Annotated in this window: 14 protein-coding genes; 8 read left to right on the plus strand and 6 right to left on the minus strand. The window is 62.7% G+C overall.

All coding sequences use genetic code 11. From position 1 onward, the window contains the following. Window positions 1-133 precede the first annotated feature (133 nt). The 3 genes from HB675_RS08665 to cysB all read left to right on the plus strand — a co-directional run bounded on the left by HB675_RS08665 (window position 134) and on the right by cysB (window position 2700). Window positions 134-1027: a 5'-nucleotidase gene (locus HB675_RS08665; RefSeq protein WP_213877701.1), complete on the plus strand. Its 894-nt coding sequence runs from the start codon at window positions 134-136 to the stop codon at window positions 1025-1027. Between the two features lie 80 nt (window positions 1028-1107). Further along, window positions 1108-1608, plus strand: a complete 501-nt coding sequence (locus HB675_RS08670) for a universal stress protein (protein WP_213877704.1) — start codon at window positions 1108-1110, stop codon at window positions 1606-1608. A gap of 117 nt (window positions 1609-1725) precedes the next feature. Continuing rightward, window positions 1726-2700: an HTH-type transcriptional regulator CysB gene (gene cysB, locus HB675_RS08675; protein ID WP_213877712.1), complete on the plus strand. Its 975-nt coding sequence runs from the start codon at window positions 1726-1728 to the stop codon at window positions 2698-2700. 32 nt (window positions 2701-2732) lie between these two features. On the opposite strand, the gene HB675_RS08680 is transcribed toward cysB, so the two are convergent. From HB675_RS08680 to HB675_RS08700, 5 genes are all read right to left on the minus strand, one after another. Continuing rightward, window positions 2733-3467 (minus strand): phosphoadenylyl-sulfate reductase, encoded by a 735-nt coding sequence (locus HB675_RS08680; protein ID WP_213877714.1) that lies wholly within the window; start codon window positions 3465-3467, stop codon window positions 2733-2735. A gap of 74 nt (window positions 3468-3541) precedes the next feature. Further along, on the minus strand, window positions 3542-4894 hold the full coding sequence (pabB, locus tag HB675_RS08685) for an aminodeoxychorismate synthase component I (RefSeq protein WP_213877716.1): 1353 nt from the start codon (window positions 4892-4894) through the stop codon (window positions 3542-3544). Window positions 4895-4917: 23 nt separating this feature from the next. Next, complete coding sequence (locus HB675_RS08690; RefSeq protein ID WP_213877718.1) at window positions 4918-5901, minus strand: alpha-L-glutamate ligase-like protein; 984 nt, start codon at window positions 5899-5901, stop codon at window positions 4918-4920. After that, window positions 5901-7433 (minus strand): inactive transglutaminase family protein, encoded by a 1533-nt coding sequence (locus HB675_RS08695; protein WP_213877720.1) that lies wholly within the window; start codon window positions 7431-7433, stop codon window positions 5901-5903. The genes HB675_RS08690 and HB675_RS08695 overlap by 1 nt, the downstream gene beginning before the upstream one ends. A gap of 4 nt (window positions 7434-7437) precedes the next feature. Beyond that, window positions 7438-7968, minus strand: coding sequence for an ATP-dependent zinc protease (locus HB675_RS08700; protein WP_213877722.1), 531 nt, complete (start codon window positions 7966-7968; stop codon window positions 7438-7440). A gap of 208 nt (window positions 7969-8176) precedes the next feature. On the opposite strand from HB675_RS08700, the gene HB675_RS08705 reads away from it, so the two are divergent. From HB675_RS08705 to prpF, 5 genes are read left to right on the plus strand one after another with little or no spacing between them, the layout of a single operon-like run. Beyond that, window positions 8177-8899, plus strand: coding sequence for a GntR family transcriptional regulator (locus HB675_RS08705; protein WP_213877723.1), 723 nt, complete (start codon window positions 8177-8179; stop codon window positions 8897-8899). After that, window positions 8896-9786 (plus strand): methylisocitrate lyase, encoded by an 891-nt coding sequence (gene prpB / locus HB675_RS08710; protein WP_213877725.1) that lies wholly within the window; start codon window positions 8896-8898, stop codon window positions 9784-9786. Before HB675_RS08705 ends, prpB begins: the two co-directional genes overlap by 4 nt. Window positions 9787-9840: 54 nt before the next feature. Continuing rightward, window positions 9841-10971, plus strand: a complete 1131-nt coding sequence (gene prpC, locus HB675_RS08715; RefSeq protein ID WP_213877727.1) for a 2-methylcitrate synthase — start codon at window positions 9841-9843, stop codon at window positions 10969-10971. A gap of 59 nt (window positions 10972-11030) precedes the next feature. Next, entirely contained in the window at window positions 11031-13622 is a 2592-nt protein-coding gene (gene acnD / locus HB675_RS08720) for a Fe/S-dependent 2-methylisocitrate dehydratase AcnD (protein ID WP_213877729.1), read from the plus strand. Window positions 13623-13633: 11 nt separating this feature from the next. Then, window positions 13634-14821, plus strand: coding sequence for a 2-methylaconitate cis-trans isomerase PrpF (gene prpF / locus HB675_RS08725; protein ID WP_213877730.1), 1188 nt, complete (start codon window positions 13634-13636; stop codon window positions 14819-14821). A gap of 94 nt (window positions 14822-14915) precedes the next feature. Here the strand turns inward: prpF and HB675_RS08730 are convergent, their stop codons facing one another. Continuing rightward, complete coding sequence (locus HB675_RS08730) at window positions 14916-15734, minus strand: pyruvate, water dikinase regulatory protein (protein ID WP_213877732.1); 819 nt, start codon at window positions 15732-15734, stop codon at window positions 14916-14918. Window positions 15735-15801: the final 67 nt, after the last annotated feature.

Genomic DNA, 15801 nt, shown 5'->3' on the forward strand with positions numbered 1-15801 from the left:
CAGGCCTGGTTCAACGCAGCGGGGAGCGGAACCTTAGCGCGAACACCCGCGCGGGACAACCGCAACGCGTCCGGTTGCTGCGACCTGATGTTACGGTTACGGTGCAAGGCGAGTTTACGAAGGAGTGTGGGGCATGAAGGAGAAACTGGTGGTCGCGATTTCATCGCGGGCCTTGTTCGATCTGGGCGAAAGCCATCAGGTGTATCTGAAGGACGGCGTTGAAGCCTATCGCCAATACCAGATTGAACATGAAGACGAAATCCTTGAACCGGGCGATGCCTTTTTGCTGGTGCAGAAGCTGCTGGGCCTGAATGCCGCGCTGGGGCAGGAGCGGGTCGAGGTGGTGCTGATTTCCCGTAACAGCGCCGACACCGGCCTGCGGGTGTTCAACTCCATCGAGCACCATGGCCTGGCGATTTCACGTGCGGCCTTTGTTGGCGGGCGCAGCCCTTATCCGTATCTGGCAGCGTTTGGTTGCCATTTATTTCTGTCCACCCATGCCGAGGACGTGCGTAACGCGCTGGAGGCCGGGTTTGCTGCGGCGACCATTCTCTCCGGGGGAGCCCGGCGCGAAGCCAGCAATGAACTGCGCATTGCTTTCGACGGCGACGCCGTGCTGTTTTCCGATGAGTCGGAGCGGGTCTATCAGGCCGGCGGGTTGGCAGCCTTCCAGGCCAATGAGCGCGAGGCGGCGCGGTTGCCGTTGCCCGGCGGGCCGTTCAAGCCGTTTCTGGCGGCCTTGAATGTGCTGCAGCGCGAGTTTGCCGAGGGCCAGTGCCCAATTCGTACCGCCTTGGTTACTGCCCGCTCGGCTCCGGCCCATGAGCGGGTGATTCGCACCCTGCGCGAGTGGGATATTCGCCTGGACGAGTCGTTGTTTCTCGGTGGCTTGCGCAAGTCGGCGTTTCTCGAAGCCTTTGCCGCCGACGTCTTTTTCGACGACCAGGCGGGGCATTGCGAGCTGGCCATGGAATTTGTCGCGACGGGGCACGTACCCCACGGCATCAGCAACGAGCTGAAACAGTAACGCGCCAGGCGGGCGGCAACGGTGTTGGGGCGCTGCTAAGCTGATGCAAGCTCTGCCGTTCTGGCAGTCGAGGAGATCTCATGATCCGTTCGATGTTGTATGCCACGGACCTCGGTCTGTATGCCCCATTGGTGTTGCAACACGCGCTGTCCATGGCACGCACGTTCAATGCCAACCTGTATGTCCTGCATGTGGTCGAACCCATGGGCCAGTTGGCCCAGTCAGTGCTGGAAAGCTATCTGGACCAGGCCACCCTCGACGCCTTGCATGAGCAAGGCCTCAATACAGTCATGGCCACCATCGAAAATCGCGTCTTCGACACTTTGCGCCAGGACCTTGGCTCGGGAAATCCCGATCTCGCCTTGATCAGCGCCTTGCGGGTGCGCCAGGGTGATCCGTGGCAGGTCATTCTGGAGCAGGCCGAAACCCTTGGGGTCGACCTGATGGTGCTCGGCAGCCACAGCCACGTCGGCGGCAAAGATGTGCCACTAGGGCGTACGGCGGTTCGCGTGCTCCAACTGGCAGCGGTGCCGGTCTACATGGTGCCTCTGTCCCAGCAGCCGGGCGCCGTGAAAAATTGACCCCGGGGTCGAGATGGCAATATTTATAAAAAGTTCTAGATTTCCGTAAGGCACCTTTAATATAGTTATATCGCTGCTCGCTTTTATCCGTGCGGTCCACTGCCTTGAGGAAACCCTATGAAGCTTCAACAACTGCGCTACATCTGGGAAGTGGCGCACCACGACCTCAACGTGTCGGCAACCGCACAGAGCCTGTATACATCGCAACCGGGGATCAGCAAGCAGATTCGCCTGCTCGAAGACGAACTGGGTGTGGAAGTGTTCGCCCGCAGCGGCAAGCACCTGACTCGCGTAACCCCCGCGGGCGAACGCATCATCACCACGGCCGGCGAGATTTTGCGCAAGGTCGAAAGCATCAAGCAGATCGCGCAGGAATTTTCCAACGAGAAAAAAGGCACGTTGTCCATCGCCACTACCCACACCCAGGCGCGTTATGCGTTACCGCCGGTGATCAGCAATTTCATCAAGCAATACCCGGACGTGGCCCTGCACATGCACCAGGGCTCGCCGATGCAGATCGCTGAAATGGCCGCTGACGGTACCGTGGATTTCGCCATCGCCACCGAGGCGCTGGAGTTGTTCGGCGACTTGATCATGATGCCGTGCTACCGCTGGAACCGCTGCGTGGTGGTGCCCCATGGCCACCCGTTGACCAAGGTGCCCAAGCTGACGCTGGAAACCCTTGCCGAATACCCGATTGTGACCTACGTGTTCGGTTTCACCGGCCGTTCGAAGCTGGACGAAGCCTTCAGCCGTCGTGGGCTGGAACCCAAGGTGGTGTTCACCGCCGCCGACGCCGACGTCATCAAGACCTACGTGCGACTGGGCCTGGGCGTGGGTATTGTCGCGCGCATGGCCGTGGACGAGAAGCTGGACAGTGACCTGGTGGTGATCGATGCGGATCATCTGTTCGAGTCGAGCATTACCAAGATCGGTTTCCGTCGCGGCACCTTCCTGCGCGGCTTCATGTGCGACTTCATCGAGAAATTCGCCCCCCACCTGACCCGCGAGGTCATGGCCAAGGCCATCCAGTGCCATAACAAGCAGGAGCTGGAAGCGTTGTTCGATGGGGTGGAACTGCCGGTGCATTGATCGCTGTTTCCGAGCAAACCTGCATCACGAGCTCAAGCCTTGCTGATGATATTCCCGGCGTGCAGTCCGCATTCCTTTTGGGTCGCTTCCTCCCACCACCAGCGCCCTTCGCGCTCGTGCTGGTTCGGCAATACCGGGCGAGTGCAGGGCTCGCAGCCGATGCTGATGAAGCCACGCTCATGGAGCGGATTGAACGGCAGCTCGAGCATGCGGATGTAGGCCCATACTTCGCTGCTGCTCATCTGGGCCAAGGGGTTGAACTTGTACAGCGGGCGCTCGGGCGTCGAGAAGGCGCTGTCGATTTCCAGTGCGGCCACTTCACTGCGAGTGCTCGGGCTCTGGTCGCGGCGCTGGCCGGTAGCCCAGGCGCTGACACCCGAGAGCTTGCGTCGCAGCGGGGCAATCTTGCGCACGCCGCAGCACTCGCCGTGGCCATCGCGGTAAAAACTGAACAGACCCTTTTCCCGTACCAGTGCTTCCAGCGGCTCGCGTTCCGGCGAGAGCAGCTCGATGGGAATCTGGTACTGCTCGCGTACTTGATCGATGAATCGGTAGGTTTCCGGGTGCAGACGGCCGGTGTCGAGGCTGAACACCTTGACCTGCTTGTTCAGCTTCCAGGCCATGTCCACCAGCACCACGTCTTCGGCGCCGCTGAAGGAAATCCACAGGTCATCACTGAAATGCTCGAAGGCCAGTTTCAGAATGTCCTGGGGGGATTTGTTGGCGTAAGTCGCGGCGAGGGCAGCGACGTCTAGGGTTTGGCTCATCAGGCGGCTTCCTGGTCGAAAAATGGCGCTTGGCGCTCTAGGTCGGCGATGGTATCAAAAACCCCGACCTTGCATCACAGCCCTGCCAGCGTATCCAGCAGAATCCGCACCTTGAAGATCGACTCTTCATATTCCGCTTCCCACCGGGAATCGGCAACAATCCCGCCGCCGCCCCAGCAATTGATCTGGCCATCCTTGATCAGCAGACTGCGGATGGCGATGGAGCTATCCATCTGCCCGCGCACGTCCAGGTACAGTACCGAGCCGCAATACAGTGCTCGGCGGCTGGGCTCCACTTCATCGATGATCTGCATGGCGCGAATCTTCGGTGCGCCGGTGATCGAGCCACCGGGAAAGCTGCCGCCGAGCAGGTCGAGGCAATCCTTGCCGGGGGCCAGTTCGCCGGTGATGCTGCTGACCAGATGGTGCACATTGGGGTAACTTTCCAGGGCGAACAACTCCGGCACGCGCACCGAGCCGACCCGGCAGCTGCGGCCCAGGTCATTGCGCAGCAGGTCGACGATCATCAGGTTTTCTGCGCGATCCTTGGGGCTGGCCAGCAGTTGCTCGGCATTGGCCGCGTCTTCGGCCGGGGTCGCACCCCGTTCGCGCGTGCCCTTGATGGGCCGTGTCTCGACAATCCCATCGTGCACCCGCACAAAACGCTCGGGCGACAGGCTCAGCAGCGCGCTGCCATCGGCCCACTGCTGATACGCGGAAAAGGGCGTCGAGCAGGCCCGGCGCAGCGCCTGGTAGGCGGTCCACGGGTCGCCCGTGCAGGGCGCGCGAAAGCGCTGGGTCAGGTTGACCTGATAGCAATCGCCGGCGGCAATGTAATGCTGCACACGCTGAAAGGCCGCCTGGTACCGGGCGGGTGTCAGGTCGCTGGCCATGGGACGTGACAGTTTGAAGAGGCCTGGCTCGGCGGCCGTCGGCCTGCTGAACAGCTCGATCAGCCGTGTCTGCTCGGCCTCCTCCAAATGGGGATGGAACATCAGTTGAGTGGTCTGTGTCTGATGATCGCTGATCAGCGCCCAGGCGTACAGGCCCAGCCGAGCGTCCGGCCAGCCCAGGTCGTCGCCGGCGCCTGCGGGCAGGCGCTCCAGGCGTCGGCCAAAATCGTAGCTCAGGTAGCCGATCAGGCCTCCGGCAAACGGCAGCTCATTGCCCTCGGGCAATACGGCCGAACCCAGCCAGGCGAGGCTGTCGCGCAGGCGCTGCAGGAAGGCCTCACCCTGCTCGCCCTCAGCGGCCTGCAGTTCGCGCAATGGCCAGGCGCTGAGCAGATCGAAGCGTCCGCGCTCGGCCAGCGGCCGGGCGCTGTCGAGCAGCACGGCCCCGGGGGCGCTGCGAATGGCGGCAAAGTAGGCGGCCGGGTCGGCTGCATAAGGCAGGGGGTACAAGGTGCAGACGGGTGAGGGGGTCATGGCGTGATCGTCTTGGGGCAGAGTCAGGCGGCCGGAGCCTGCCTGAAAAGATGTTGAGAAAAGCGCACACGCTCGGGCGGGGTTTCGCTGACCCCGCTGCCGGCCAAAGTAGCCACATGGTCTTCCACTGCCTGAGTGCGATGAGTAAGGCCACGGTCGTTGGCCAGCTGAATATTCAGGCCAGGGCGGGCGTTGAGCTCCAGCATCAGCGGCCCGCGAGTCTCGTCCAGCACCAGGTCCACGCCAATATAACCCAGCCCGCACAGATCGAACGAGCGCGCGGCCAACTCCATGAAGCGGTCCCAGTGCGGCAATTGCACGCCATCGACAGGCTGGGCGGTATCCGGGTGGCGACTGATCTTGCTGTTCATCCAGCTGCCGCGCAAGGTCACGCCGCTGGCGAGGTCGACACCGACGCCAATGGCGCCCTGATGCAGGTTGGCCTTGCCTTGGGACTGACGGGTAGGCAGGCGCAGCATGGCCATGACCGGATACCCCAGCAGGACGATGATGCGGATGTCCGGTACGCCTTCGTGACTGATGGGCAGAAACACCGGATCTGGCCTGACCCGGTATTCGATCAAGGCGCGATCGCGATGGCCGCCCAGCGAGTAGAGGCCAGTGAGGGTATTGGACAGCTGATAGTCCAGGTACGCGCGGCTGATGATGCGCCCCGATACCGTGCGAAAGCGGCCGCCTTCAAAGCGGTCGGCCACCACCAGGATGCCGTCGCCACCCGCGCCCTGGGCGGGCTTGATGACGAAGTCCGTGCGGCCATCGATTATTTCGTCGAACCGGCCGATGCCTTTTTCGGTGGCGATGATGCCGTACTGTTCCGGCACCTGGATGCCGGCCGCCAGAGCCCGTGCCTTGGTGATGATCTTGTCGTCGACGATGGGGTAGAGGCTGCGCTTGTTGTACTTGAGCACATAGTCGGCGTTGCGCCGGTTGATGCCCATGATGCCTCGGGCCTGCAAGGCTTTCCAGGTCTTGATCAGGGCAAACATTACAGCCCTTCCTTGAGCGCGGCGCGAAACCGTATCAGTTCGCTCAGGCGATAGCCCCGATAGCGCCCCATGGCCAGCATGAAGCCCACCAGGATCAGCAATACCGCCGGGAAGGTGAAGACGAAGTACACCAGCGGCTGCACCGCCATCAACAGGTGGGCGAGGGTGGCGGCGAACAGGGTCCCTGCGGCGACCTGCAAGGCCTGGCCGGCGCCGCGCTCCTCCCAGGTGACCGACAGGCGTTCGATGGTCATGGTCAGGATCACCATCGGGAACAGGGCCACCGAAAGACCGCGTTCCAGGCCCAGCTTGTGGCTGAACAGGCTGATGACCGCGATCAGCACCACGACGAAGGTCAGCACCACCGACAGCCGCGGCAGCATTTGCAACTTGAGGTGTTCGAGGTAGGAGCGCAGCGACAGGCCAAGGCCGGTGATGACGACGAACAAGGCAATGCCGAAGCCCAGTCGGGTTTCGCGAAAGGCCAGGGCGATCAGCACCGGGGTGAATGTGCCCAGAGTCTGCAGCCCCACCAGGTTGCGCAGGACCAGGATGACCAGCACGCCGATGGGGATCATCACCATGATCATGAAGGTTTGCTGGGTCTGCAGCGGCAAGGTGTAGAGCGAGTAGGCCAGAAAACCCGAGTCGGAGGTTTCGTCGCTCAGGCGCGCCAGGCGCAGGGCGTTCATTTCGCTGTTGTCCAGGCTGAAGGTCACCGCCGCCTTGCGCCCGCCGTCGACACTGATCAGGTTTTCATCGCCAATCCACCACAGCAGGCGGTCACCGGGCAGGCCTTGAGCGCCGCTCTGCGGGTCGAAATACAGCCAGTTGCGGCCATTGTAACTGCGCAGCCATAGCTCCGGTTGCTGCGGCTGGTCAGCGACCAGGCGCAGGGTGTGCACATTCTCTATCGGTACATGGGCGATGGAAAGCAGCAGGTCAACCACCCGCGCCTTGCTGGCCGGCGAGGGGTCGCCGCCCAGCAGCAGCCTGACGTTGTGGTCGTCGGGATTGTTCACCCGCTTGATGGTTTCGCTGATGAAGGTCTCCACGTCGGCCGAGTGCTGGCGGATAGGTGCGATCAAGGCTTCAGCGGCGACCTTTTCCGGGCCCTGCACGATCAGGCTGTCCCGGTAGACCGGGCCTTTGTCGGCGACCTTGGCAGCGCTGTAGCGCCGTGTCAGCACCAGCCGGTAGTAGAGCGTCTGCTGGCCGCTGGCCCGTCGCGCGGACCAGGTGACCCGGCGGTTGGCGTCCACCCGATTGACGTTGACCCCGTAGTTGTTGGAGATGAAGCTTTCATTGACGCTGACGTAGCCTTGGCCCAGGGGCGGCACGAACATCTGCACCTTGACCGATTCATTGGCGTTGGCCAAAAACTCGACCTTGGCATCGATGTTCCACAGGTCGTCGGTTTCGTTCTCGCTCACGGGAATGCCGAGCCCGTAGATCTGATAGCCGGTGATGCCCGCGCCCAAGGTCACCAGAATCAGGATCAGGAGTTTCAGATGCAGGGTCAGGGCGCGCATGGGATCACTCGGGTTCGACGGGGGCGCAGGCAGGCTGGCCGGCGGTGAATGCCAGGCTGGGGTCGACCACGGCAGAAAAATCCTTCAGCGCCTGGGCGCCGATCAGCAAGGGATATTGGAAGGCACTGCGGTCGGTGAGGTTGACCTCGATGACGCGCGACACCCGGCCAATGCAGACTCTCAACGCCACCACCGGACGTGGGGTGGCGGCCTTGCCCTCGGTACCTGTGGTGTCCCCCGCCCGACGCTTGATATGGCTGATCCGCAACAGTGGCCGTTCGATGGACTGTTGGTGGGCCTGGTCGATGGCCAGGCGGAAACGCACCCAGGATTGCCCGTGGCGTCTGAAGCGGGTGATGTCGCGGGCGCTGAGCGATGCCGTGCTGGCACCCGTGTCGAGCTTGGCTTCCACGGGCAGGTCGAGGTCGCTGACCCGCACATGCTCCGAGAGGCCGTAAACGGTCTTGTCGGCCGCCAGGCACAGTCCCGGCAGGACACACAGGCACAGTGCTGTCAGGTAAGGCTTGAGGTTCATGATTTCCCGGTAAAGGCCTGCCGCATCGCTGCAAGGCCCGTGACTGGAGCGGCACGCATTCTACCATGGGGTTCCTGCGGGGCCAGTGAGCGTCCCGGACGTGATAGGTGGCAATCTTGCATATTGTCGACAGTTATCCAGATCACTTTGACGAAACTGGACTTTATGGCTATTTTGAAGGCAAATATAATTACCATGTGTCGACAATATGCTAGATGCAGCCGAACCAAAGCTGGTGTTTTCAGAGGATTCTGAAACACTTTCGGAAAACGTCTTCCGTCGAATTCAGGCTGCCATCGTCAAAGGTGAAATCGCCCCTGGCAGCAAGATTTCCGAACCGGAGCTGGCCCGGGTCTACGGCATCAGCCGCGGTCCGTTGCGCGAGGCCATCCACCGGCTCGAAGGCCAGCGCCTGCTGGTGCGGGTGCCCCATGTCGGCGCTCGGGTGGTCTCCCTGAGTCACGCCGAGCTGATCGAGCTGTATGAAATTCGCGAGTCCCTGGAAGGCATGGCCTGTCGCCTCGCTGCGCAACGCATGACCGTGGAGCAGATCGACGAGCTGCGCGGGGTCCTCGACACCCACGAACAGGACGCCGCCTTTCAGGCCGGTCTGGGCTATTACCAGCAGGAAGGTGACTACGATTTTCACTACCGGATCATCCAGGGCAGCGGCAACGGCACCCTGACCCAGATGCTCTGCGGCGAGCTCTACCAACGGGTGCGTATGTACCGCATCCAGTTCTCGGCCACGCCCAATCGCCCGCGCCAGGCCTTTGCCGAGCACCATCGCATTCTTGACGCCATCGCCGACCGCGACGGCGAACTGGCGGAGCTGCTGATGCGCCGCCACATCGGCGCCTCGCGGCGCAACGTCGAGCGTCACATGGCGGACGCTTCGCACCCCCACAACAATGAACGAGGTGAGTCATGAGTTCGAAAAGCAGCCCAGGTCAGCGTTTTCGCGAGGCAGTGGCCAGCGAGCAGCCCTTGCAGGTGGTCGGCGCGATCAACGCCAACCATGCCCTGCTGGCCCAGCGTGCAGGCTTCAAGGCCATCTACCTTTCTGGCGGCGGTGTGGCGGCGGGCTCGCTGGGCTTGCCTGACCTGGGCATCTCGGGGCTGGATGATGTGCTGACCGATGTGCGGCGCATTACCGACGTCTGCGACCTGCCGTTGCTGGTGGATGTCGACACCGGCTTCGGCTCGTCGGCCTTTAACGTGGCCCGTACCGTGCGCTCGATGATCAAGGCAGGTGCGGCGGCCATGCACATTGAAGACCAGGTCGGCGCCAAGCGTTGTGGGCACCGGCCGAACAAGGAAATCGTCTCCCAGCAGGAAATGGTCGATCGCATCAAGGCGGCGGTGGATGCCCGCACCGATGAGCACTTCGTGATCATGGCCCGCACCGATGCGCTGGCGGTCGAGGGCCTGGAATCGGCCCTGGAGCGCGCGGCCGCTTGCATCGAGGCAGGTGCCGACATGATTTTCCCTGAAGCGATCACCGAACTCGAGATGTACACACGGTTCACCCAGCGGGTCAAGGCGCCGGTTCTGGCCAACATCACCGAGTTCGGCGCCACGCCGCTTTACACCGTCGACCAGCTGCGCAGCGCCGAAGTGGCGCTGGTGCTGTATCCGCTGTCGGCTTTCCGGGCGATGAACAAGGCAGCGGAGAATGTCTACACCGCGATCCGCCGCGACGGCACGCAACAAAATGTCATCGACACCATGCAGACTCGCATGGAATTGTACGAGGCGATCGATTACCACGCGTTCGAGCAGAAACTGGATGCATTGTTTGCCCAGAAGCGCGGGTGAACCTGGGGCCCGCCACAGCTGAAACCCAATAATAAATTCAAATGGAGAAAAACCATGGCCGAAGCAAAAGTACTCAGCGGTGCCGGCCTGCGCGGCCAGGTCGCCGGGCAGACCGCATTGTCCACCGTGGGCCAGGCCGGTGCCGGGCTGACGTATCGAGGCTATGACGTACGCGAACTGGCCGCCCAGGCCCGGTTCGAGGAAGTGGCCTTCCTGCTGCTTTATGGCGAACTGCCAACTCAGGCCCAGCTTGATGCCTATCTCGCGCGCCTCACCGGGCTGCGTGACCTGCCCCAGCCTCTCAAGGAAGTGCTGGAGCGGATTCCGGCCACAGCGCACCCCATGGATGTGATGCGCACCGGGGCATCGTTTCTCGGCAATCTGGAGCCGGAAGCCGATTTTTCCAGGCAGCTCGATGCCACCGACCGGCTCCTGGCTGCTTTCCCGGCGATCATGTGCTACTGGTACCGCTTCGCCCATGACGGCGTGCGCATCGAATGCACCAGCACCGAGCCCTCCCTGGGTGGCCACTTTCTCCACCTGCTCCACGGCAAGACGCCCAGTGAACTGCACCGCAAGGTCATGGACGTGTCGCTGATCCTCTATGCCGAGCACGAGTTCAACGCCTCGACCTTTACCGCACGGGTCTGCGCCTCGACCCTCTCGGATCTGCATTCCTGCGTCACCGCGGCCATCGGCTCGTTGCGCGGCCCGCTGCATGGCGGCGCCAACGAGGCAGCCATGGCGATGATAGAGAGGTTTGCCTCGGCTGAAGAGGCTGCGCAGGGCACCCTGGCGATGCTGGCGCGCAAGGACAAGATCATGGGGTTTGGCCATGCCATCTACAAGGACAGCGACCCGCGCAACGAAGTGATCAAGGGCTGGGCCAGGCAGTTGGCCGATGAAGTGGGCGACACCGTGCTGTACCCTGTGTCCGAGGCCATCGACAAGACCATGTGGGAGCAGAAGAAACTGTTCCCCAACGCCGACTTCTATCACGCCTCGGCTTATCACTTCATGGGCGTTCCGACACCGCTGTTCACGCCGATATTTGTCTGCTCGCGGGTCACGGGCTGGGCCGCTCATGTCTTCGAGCAGCGTGCCAACAACCGCATTATTCGTCCCAGTGCCGAGTACGTCGGCGTGGAACAGCGCCAGTTCGTGCCCATAAACGAGCGCCGCTGAACGAAGGCCGGGGTGCGCCCGGCCTTCATGCGACCCCCCGTGATCGAGTCGAGCCTTCCATGAACAGTCAATACCGCAAGAACCTGCCGGGCACACCGCTGGATTATTTCGATGCCCGCGCCGCCGTCGATACCCTCGAAGCGGGCGCTTACGCCACATTGCCCTACACCTCCCGCGTGCTGGCGGAAAACCTCGTTCGCCGCTGCGCCCCGGCCAGCCTCGACGCCTGCCTGCTGCAGCTGATCCAGCGCAAGCGTGACCTCGACTTCCCCTGGTATCCGGCCCGGGTGGTGTGCCACGACATCCTTGGCCAGACCGCGCTGGTGGATCTCGCAGGCCTGCGTGATGCCATTGCCCTGCAAGGCGGCGACCCGGCCCAAGTCAATCCGGTGGTGCCGACCCAGTTGATCGTCGACCACTCCCTGGCCGTGGAAAGTGCTGGCTTCGACCCTCAGGCGTTCGAGAAAAACCGCGCTATCGAGGATCGCCGCAACGAAGACCGTTTCCATTTCATCAACTGGACGAAAAAGGCTTTCAAGAATGTCGATGTAATTCCGCCCGGCAACGGGATCATGCATCAGATCAACCTGGAAAAAATGTCGCCGGTGATCCAGGTGCGCGAGGGTGTGGCGTTTCCTGACACCTGCGTGGGCACCGACAGCCATACCCCCCACATCGATGCCCTTGGGGTGATCGCCATCGGCGTCGGCGGCCTGGAGGCCGAAAGCGTGATGCTGGGCCGGGCGTCGTGGATGCGCCTGCCTGACATCATCGGTGTCCAGCTCAGTGGTCGACTGCAGCCAGGCATCACCGCCACCGACATGGTGCTGGCGCTGACCCAGTTCCTGCGCCAGCAGAAAGTCGTCGGCGCCTGGCTGGAATTCCAGGGCGAAGGTGCCGCGCGCCTGACCCTGGGCGATCGCGCCACCATTGCCAACATGGCACCCGAGTACGGCGCCACCGCTGCCATGTTCGCCATCGACGCACAGACCATCGACTACCTCAGGCTGACCGGTCGCGAAGACCAGCAAGTGCAACTGGTGGAAGCTTACGCGCGGCTGACCGGATTGTGGGCCGATGACCTGGTCGAGGTGGAGTATGAGCGCGAGCTGCATTTCGATCTGTCCTCGGTGGTGCGCAACATGGCCGGGCCCAGCAACCCCCATGCACGGCTGGCCACTGCGGACCTCGCCGCCAAAGGCATTGCCGGTCACTGGGACGAGGTGGCGGGGCAGATGCCTGATGGCGCGGTGATTATCGCGGCCATCACCAGCTGCACCAACACCAGCAACCCGCGCAACGTCATCGCCGCTGGCCTGCTGGCACGCAATGCCAATCGCCTGGGGCTGACGCGCAAGCCCTGGGTAAAATCGTCCTTGGCGCCCGGCTCGAAGACGGTCGCCCTGTACCTGGACGAGGCCGGCCTGACCGGTGAGTTGGAGCAGTTGGGTTTCGGCATCGTCGCCTTTGCCTGCACCACCTGCAACGGCATGTCCGGTGCGCTGGACCCGGCAATTCAGCAGGAAATCATCGACCGCGACCTCTATGCCACTGCCGTGCTGTCGGGTAATCGCAACTTCGACGGACGCATCCATCCTTACGCCAAGCAAGCTTTTCTTGCCTCGCCGCCGCTGGTGGTGGCCTATGCTATCGCCGGGACCATTCGCTTCGACATCGAGAAGGACGTGCTGGGGCTGGACAGCCAGGGCAACGAGATCCGCCTCAAGGACCTCTGGCCCAGCGACGAAGAGGTCGATGCAGTGGTCAAGTCCTCGGTCAAGCCCGAGCAGTTTCGCCAGGTGTACATCCCGATGTTCGCGGTGCACGAAGACACCGGGCCGAAAGTCGAACCCCTCTATGAATGGCGCCTGCGCAGCACTTACATCCGCCGTCCACCCTATTGGGAGGGTGCCTTGGCCGGCGCGCGGCCGCTCAAGGGCATGCGCCCGCTGGCTGTGCTGCCGGACAACATCACCACAGACCACCTGTCGCCCTCCAATGCAATCATGCGCGACAGCGCCGCCGGCGAGTACCTGGCGAAGATGGGCCTGCCTGAGGAGGACTTCAACTCCTATGCCACCCACCGGGGCGACCACCTGACCGCACAGCGGGCCACCTTCGCCAACCCCAAGTTGTTCAACGAGATGGTGGTGCAGGAGGGCAAGGTCATCCAGGGTTCTCTGGCCCGGGTCGAACCGGAAGGGCAGGTCATGCGCATGTGGGAAGCCATCGAGACTTACATGGAGCGCAAGCAGCCGCTGATCATCATCGCCGGTGCCGACTACGGCCAAGGTTCCTCCCGCGATTGGGCGGCCAAGGGCGTGCGCCTGGCCGGTGTCGAAGCCATCGTCGCCGAAGGCTTCGAGCGGATCCACCGGACCAATCTGGTGGGCATGGGGGTGTTGCCGCTGGAGTTCCTGCCGGGCACCAATCGCAAGACCCTGGCCATCGACGGCAGCGAGATTTTCGACGTGATCGGCGAGCGCGTGGCACGGGCGACATTGACCCTGGTGATCCACCGCCGCAACGGCGAACGCCTGGAGGTCCCGGTGACCTGCCGGCTGGACACCGGCGAAGAACTGTCGATCTACGAGGCAGGCGGGGTGCTCCAACGCTTTGCCCAGGACTTTCTCGAATCGGCCAGCGCCTGAGGTGAAACACCATGAGTCATGCACCACAGATCCGTATCCCGGCCACCTACCTGCGCGGCGGCACCAGCAAGGGGGTGTTCTTTCGCCTCGATGACCTGCCCGAGGCGGCGCGCCAGCCCGGCCCGGCCCGCGACGGCTTGCTGTTGCGCGTCATCGGCAGCCCCGATCCCTATGAAAAACAGATCGATGGCATGGGGGGCGCCACCTCCAGCACCAGCAAGACGGTGATCCTGTCCAAAAGCAGCCGTCCCGGGTATGACGTCGACTACCTGTTCGGCCAGGTGTCCATCGACAAGCCCTTCGTCGATTGGAGCGGCAACTGCGGCAATCTCTCGGCGGCGGTGGGTCCATTCGCTATCAGTAGCGGGTTGCTGGACCCGGCACGGGTGCCGCGAAACGGAGTGGCCGTGGTGCGCATCTGGCAGGCCAACATCGGCAAGACCATCATTGCCCATGTGCCCATGACTGACGGTGAGGTGCAGGAGACGGGTGAGTTCGAGCTGGACGGCGTGACGTTCCCGGCCGCCGAGGTGCAGTTGGAGTTTCTCGATCCCGCGGCGGACGAAGACGGCGCGGGTGGCTCGATGTTTCCCACCGGGCACCTGGTGGATGCGCTGGACGTGCCAGGGGTGGGGATTTTCGACGTCACGATGATCAACGCCGGGATCCCGACCATCTTTCTCAAGGCCGCTGACCTGGGCTACAGCGGCACGGAACTGCAGGGCGCGATCAACAGCGACCCCGAAGCCCTGCGCCGTTTCGAGCTGATCCGTGCCCACGGCGCGCTGCGCATGGGCCTGATCGAACAGCTGGAACAGGCTGCCACCCGCCAGCACACGCCCAAAGTGGCCATCGTTGCACCGCCGGCCGCTTATCTGTCATCCAGCGGCAAACCCGTGGTCGCCGAGGACATCGATGTGCTGGTGCGGGCCATGTCCATGGGCAAGTTGCACCACGCGATGATGGGTACTGCTGCGGTGGCCATTGGCACGGCGGCGGCCATTCCCGGCACCCTGGTCAACCTCGCGGCCGGTGGCGGCAAGCGCGGTTCGGTGCGCTTCGGCCACCCGTCCGGGACCTTGCGGGTTGGCGCCGAGGCGGTGGAGCAGGGCGGTGAGTGGAAGGTGGTCAAGGCGGTGATGAGCCGTAGTGCGCGGGTGTTGATGGAGGGGTGGGTCAGGGTGCCCGGTTCGGTGTAATCACCCGCTACCTGCAGGCCCGAGCTTGCTCGGGAATCAAATGCTGCGGTGTTGCAGGCGCCTCGCGGTGCCTGTTTCCCGAGCAGGCTCGGTCCTACTTGAACCGCCGTTCCACGCCTTTCTCCACCAAAATCTTGGCGGAAATCTCTTCCACCGAAAAATGTGTGGAATTGATATGGGGGATGTTCTCGCGGCGAAACAGTCCTTCCACCTCACGGACCTCGAATTCGCACTGGCTGTAGCTCGAGTACCGGCTGTTGGGCTTGCGCTCATGACGGATCGCGGTCAAACGGTCCGGGTCGATGGTCAGGCCGAACAGTTTCTGCTGATGCGCGCGCAGTGCCGCCGGCAGTTGCAAGCGCTCCATGTCGTCTTCGGTCAAAGGGTAGTTGGCTGCACGGATGCCGAATTGCATGGCCATGTACAGGCAGGTCGGTGTCTTGCCGCAGCGCGAAACGCCCACCAGGATCAGGTCGGCCTTGTCGTAATAGTGAGTACGAGCGCCGTCGTCGTTGTCGAGGGCAAAGTTCACTGCCTCGATGCGCTCCATGTAATTGGCGTTATGGGCAATCGAGTGAGATTTGCCCACCGAGTACGACGAGTGCGCGCTAAGCTCCATTTCCAGCGGCGACAGAAAGGTCGAGAAAATATCGATCATGAAGCCATTGGACGTGGCCAGGATCTCGCGGATGTCCTGGTTGACGATAGTGTCGAAGATGATCGGTCTGACGCTGTCGCGTTCGGCCGCCAGGTTGATCTGCTGAACCATGGTGCGGGCCTTGTCGACGGTGTCGATGTAGGGCCTCGTGAACTTGTTGAAAGTAATGTTTTCGAACTGTGCCAGCAGGCTTTGTCCAAGGGTTTCGGCGGTGATACCCGTGCCGTCGGAAATGAAGAAGGCGGATCGTTTCATTTGCGCCCCTGGCCTTAAGCGAGCCACGAATGTTGGATATGATAGGCCCGCTCCACGGGTCTGGATG

The organism is Pseudomonas sp. dw_358, assembly GCF_018449655.1.
GTDB lineage: Bacteria > Pseudomonadota > Gammaproteobacteria > Pseudomonadales > Pseudomonadaceae > Aquipseudomonas.

Coding starts and splice junctions, on each gene's coding strand:
- HB675_RS08665 (WP_213877701.1), top strand. CDS start 134: ATGAAGGAGAAACTGGTGGTCGCGATTTCATCGCGGGCCTTGTTCGAT.
- HB675_RS08670 (WP_213877704.1), top strand. CDS start 1,108: ATGATCCGTTCGATGTTGTATGCCACGGACCTCGGTCTGTATGCCCCA.
- cysB (WP_213877712.1), top strand. CDS start 1,726: ATGAAGCTTCAACAACTGCGCTACATCTGGGAAGTGGCGCACCACGAC.
- HB675_RS08680 (WP_213877714.1), bottom strand. CDS start 3,467: ATGAGCCAAACCCTAGACGTCGCTGCCCTCGCCGCGACTTACGCCAAC.
- pabB (WP_213877716.1), bottom strand. CDS start 4,894: ATGACCCCCTCACCCGTCTGCACCTTGTACCCCCTGCCTTATGCAGCC.
- HB675_RS08690 (WP_213877718.1), bottom strand. CDS start 5,901: ATGTTTGCCCTGATCAAGACCTGGAAAGCCTTGCAGGCCCGAGGCATC.
- HB675_RS08695 (WP_213877720.1), bottom strand. CDS start 7,433: ATGCGCGCCCTGACCCTGCATCTGAAACTCCTGATCCTGATTCTGGTG.
- HB675_RS08700 (WP_213877722.1), bottom strand. CDS start 7,968: ATGAACCTCAAGCCTTACCTGACAGCACTGTGCCTGTGTGTCCTGCCG.
- HB675_RS08705 (WP_213877723.1), top strand. CDS start 8,177: ATGCTAGATGCAGCCGAACCAAAGCTGGTGTTTTCAGAGGATTCTGAA.
- prpB (WP_213877725.1), top strand. CDS start 8,896: ATGAGTTCGAAAAGCAGCCCAGGTCAGCGTTTTCGCGAGGCAGTGGCC.
- prpC (WP_213877727.1), top strand. CDS start 9,841: ATGGCCGAAGCAAAAGTACTCAGCGGTGCCGGCCTGCGCGGCCAGGTC.
- acnD (WP_213877729.1), top strand. CDS start 11,031: ATGAACAGTCAATACCGCAAGAACCTGCCGGGCACACCGCTGGATTAT.
- prpF (WP_213877730.1), top strand. CDS start 13,634: ATGAGTCATGCACCACAGATCCGTATCCCGGCCACCTACCTGCGCGGC.
- HB675_RS08730 (WP_213877732.1), bottom strand. CDS start 15,734: ATGAAACGATCCGCCTTCTTCATTTCCGACGGCACGGGTATCACCGCC.